General features: G+C 42.7%; 3 protein-coding genes and 1 pseudogene. All 4 read left to right on the top strand.

All coding sequences use genetic code 11. The features are described 5' to 3' along the window. The first annotated feature begins 554 nt into the window (after positions 1-554). Positions 555-2,501 carry a threonine--tRNA ligase gene (gene thrS, locus ABWO12_RS12200; protein WP_073363901.1) on the top strand — a complete coding sequence of 649 codons (1,947 nt, stop codon included), beginning with the start codon at positions 555-557 and terminating at the stop codon, positions 2,499-2,501. A gap of 37 nt (positions 2,502-2,538) precedes the next feature. After that, a complete protein-coding gene (gene infC / locus ABWO12_RS12195; RefSeq protein WP_073363903.1) occupies positions 2,539-3,090 on the top strand; it encodes a translation initiation factor IF-3 in 552 nt (183 codons plus the stop codon). A gap of 98 nt (positions 3,091-3,188) precedes the next feature. Next, positions 3,189-3,386: a 50S ribosomal protein L35 gene (gene rpmI, locus ABWO12_RS12190; RefSeq protein WP_073363905.1), complete on the top strand. Its 198-nt coding sequence runs from the start codon at positions 3,189-3,191 to the stop codon at positions 3,384-3,386. Positions 3,387-3,479: 93 nt separating this feature from the next. Next, a pseudogene (locus ABWO12_RS12185) lies at positions 3,480-3,633 on the top strand (50S ribosomal protein L20); the annotation flags it as partial.

Here is a 3,633-nt window from a genome sequence, read left to right as displayed (position 1 = left end):
GGGTGCAAAAGTAAAACTCTTTTTTAATCTGACAAATACTTTTGCAACTTTTTTCCGAAATCTTTTACCACCTCGAAAACCCTTAACTTCCGTTTTGGGAGTGCAAATATAGAAACCAATTCACACTACATCCAAAAAAAAGGCGGTCTTTTTTCTATCTTTTTTTCTATCGGCTTGTTTCCAAAGACTTACACCTTGGAGGGAGCTGGTTTTCGAGGGTAAAACCCACTCCAACGGCCGGGTTGGGGTGGTTTTTAAAAATACAACACTCCAAAAACCTCGTGAAAAAAGGCGACTTTTTTGGTTTTGGTTTTTTTAAAGCAGGGCATTAAGGCCTTCTTCAGAGGCAGTAAGCCCACAACACAGCCCCGGGCGACGCGGCACCCTGCCCCGGCGATAGCTCTAAGGGGCCGGTAAAGCATAGCACGGGAACCCGCATGCACAAGAACCTAAAAACAACGTGCTGCCTAAAAATACATCTCTATTATTGTAGTAGCATTGTTTGTAGGGACACGTGCAATACCTTATATTTGCACTCCATTAAAATAAACGGAATGATTCAGATTACTTTACCAGACGGTTCGATTAAGGCGTTTTCCGCGGGTGTGACTCCGATGGAAGTGGCCAAAAGTATTAGTGAAGGATTGGCGCGAAATGTGATTTCAGCCTCTTTTAACGGCACCACGGTGGAAACCGAAACGGCCTTGACTACAGACGGCAGCTTGGTATTGTATACGTGGAACGATTTGGAGGGGAAGAAAGCGTTTTGGCATTCGACCTCACACGTGATGGCGCAGGCCTTGCAAGAAATCTACCCTGGCATTAAGTTGACCCTCGGACCCGCCATCGACAATGGTTTTTATTACGATGTGGATTTTATGGAGCACAAAATCACGGATGCTGATTTCAAAAAAATCGAAGACCGCGTCTTGGAGATTGCCCGTGAGAAACACGAATTCAAAATGCGCTCGGTTTCCAAAGCAGAGGCTTTAGCGGTATATAAAGACAACGAATACAAAACCGAATTGATTTCCAATTTGGAAGACGGCACGATTACCTTTTGTGATCATTCGAATTTCTTTGATTTATGCCGTGGGGGACATATTCCGAACACCGGTTTAATCAAAGCGATGAAAATCATGAGTGTGGCAGGAGCCTATTGGCGTGGAGATGAAAAGAACAAGCAGTTGACCCGTGTCTATGGTATTTCGTTTCCGAAACAAAAAGACTTGACCGAGTATTTGGAATTACTGGAAGAGGCGAAACGTCGTGACCACCGCAAATTAGGGAAAGAGTTGGAATTGTTTGCTTTTTCACAAAAAGTGGGTCAGGGATTACCTTTATGGTTACCCAAAGGAGCGGCTTTACGCGATCGTTTGGAGCAGTTTTTGAAGCGCGCTCAAAAGAAAGCGGGTTACGAACAAGTGGTCACCCCACACATTGGACAAAAAGAATTGTACGTGACTTCGGGACACTACGCCAAATACGGCGCCGACAGTTTCCAACCCATTCATACGCCGGCAGAAGGCGAAGAGTTTTTGTTAAAACCCATGAACTGTCCGCACCACTGTGAAATTTATAATACCAAACCGTGGTCGTACAAAGACTTACCGAAGCGTTATGCCGAATTTGGTACCGTTTACCGTTACGAGCAATCGGGGGAATTGCATGGATTGACCCGTGTACGCGGATTTACCCAAGACGATGCCCATATTTTCTGTACACCGGAACAATTGGATTCGGAATTCAAAAAGGTGATCGACTTGGTATTGTATGTCTTCGGTTCGTTGGGCTTTGAAAACTTTACGGCACAAGTTTCGGTGCGTGACTTAGACAATCCTGATAAATACATAGGTAGTGTTGAAAACTGGGAAAAGGCAGAGAACGCGATTATCAATGCAGCCCGTGACAAAGGACTAAATTACGTGATTGAAAGTGGCGAAGCCGCCTTCTACGGTCCGAAACTCGACTTCATGGTAAAAGACGCCTTGGGTCGCAGTTGGCAGTTGGGAACCATCCAAGTGGATTACAATTTACCCGAGCGCTTTGAGCTAACCTACAAAGGATCAGATGACAAGTTGCACCGTCCCGTGATGATTCACCGTGCGCCATTTGGATCTATGGAGCGTTTTATCGCGATTTTACTCGAACATACAGCTGGAAATTTCCCGCTTTGGTTGATGCCCGAACAAGCTATCATCCTGTCTTTGAGTGAGAAATATGAAAATTATGCGCAAAAAGTTTTAAGTTTGCTGGAAAATAGCGAAATTCGCGCCCTAATTGACAACCGCAACGAAACGATTGGTAAGAAAATCCGTGAAGCGGAGATGCAAAAAATGCCGTTTATGTTGATTGTGGGCGAAGAAGAGGAGAAAAACGGAACTGTTTCTGTTCGCCGTCATGGACAAGAAGGCAAAGGAAACAGTACGATGTCTATTGAAGATTTTGTTGGACTTGTTCAAGAAGAAATCGGAAAATCATTAAAATCATTTGAAGTATAACCCCCTGGCAACAGGATAAAATAAAAAAGCCATAGCAATTAGAAATAACAGAGGTAGTTACAAACCTCGCGAAGAAAAAAAAGACGCACACCGTATCAATACGAATATTCGTGTGCAGGAGGTTCGTTTAGTTGGCGACAACGTTGAACCCGGAGTCTACAAAATCACGGAAGCCTTGCGCTTGGCCGAGGAATTGGAAGTGGATTTGGTGGAGATTTCACCCAATGCCGATCCGCCGGTATGTAAATTGATGGATTATGGCAAGTTTTTGTACCAACAAAAGAAACGGGAAAAAGAACTGAAAGCCAAATCGTCGCAGATTACGGTCAAAGAAATTCGTTTTGGTCCACAAACCGATGAGCACGATTACGAATTCAAAAAGAAGAACGCGGAAAAGTTCTTAAAAGAGGGTTCGAAATTAAAAGCTTTTGTATTCTTCAAGGGACGTTCAATCATCTATAAAGAACAAGGTCAAATCTTGTTGTTGCGTTTGGCGCAAGATTTGGAAGAACACGGAAAAGTGGAAGCGCTACCCGTATTAGAAGGGAAGCGAATGATTATGTTCATCGCGCCCAAAAAGAAAAAATAATTCCGCTATACCGACGTATATGCTACGAAAGTATTTGAAGCAACCCGTCGTAGCGGCACGAAATTGAGTAAATTGAATCGCAATAAATTTGGGAAATTATGCCTAAAATGAAAACAAAATCCAGTGCCAAAAAGCGCTTTAAAGTGACTGGTTCTGGTAAAATCAAAAGAAAGCACGCTTTTAAAAGTCACATTTTGACTAAAAAGTCTAAAAAACGCAAATTGGCGTTAACGCACGCGGCTTTGGTTCACCCAAGTGACGAGCGTAGTGTAAAAGAGCAATTACGTATTGTATAATTGCCTTTACGGTTAAAATTATTTCATAACCCTGGAGCTGGGCCCATCAAGCACATTCAGTTGTGCGCCTACTTCAAAAAAATTTAAAAAATTATGCCAAGATCAGTAAATTAAGTTTCTAAAAGAGCACGTAGAAAAAAAATTATGAAGCAGGATAAAGGTGTCTTTGTCAGTCTTAAAAACTTTTGGACAGTTGCTAAAAACGCGGTAGAAAAAGAAATGCTATATGCATACCGTGATAGAAAGC

The organism is Flavobacterium sp. (assembly GCF_040379285.1).
In the GTDB taxonomy this organism is placed as follows: domain Bacteria; phylum Bacteroidota; class Bacteroidia; order Flavobacteriales; family Flavobacteriaceae; genus Flavobacterium.
This window is presented reverse-complemented; position numbering and strand designations above follow the sequence as displayed.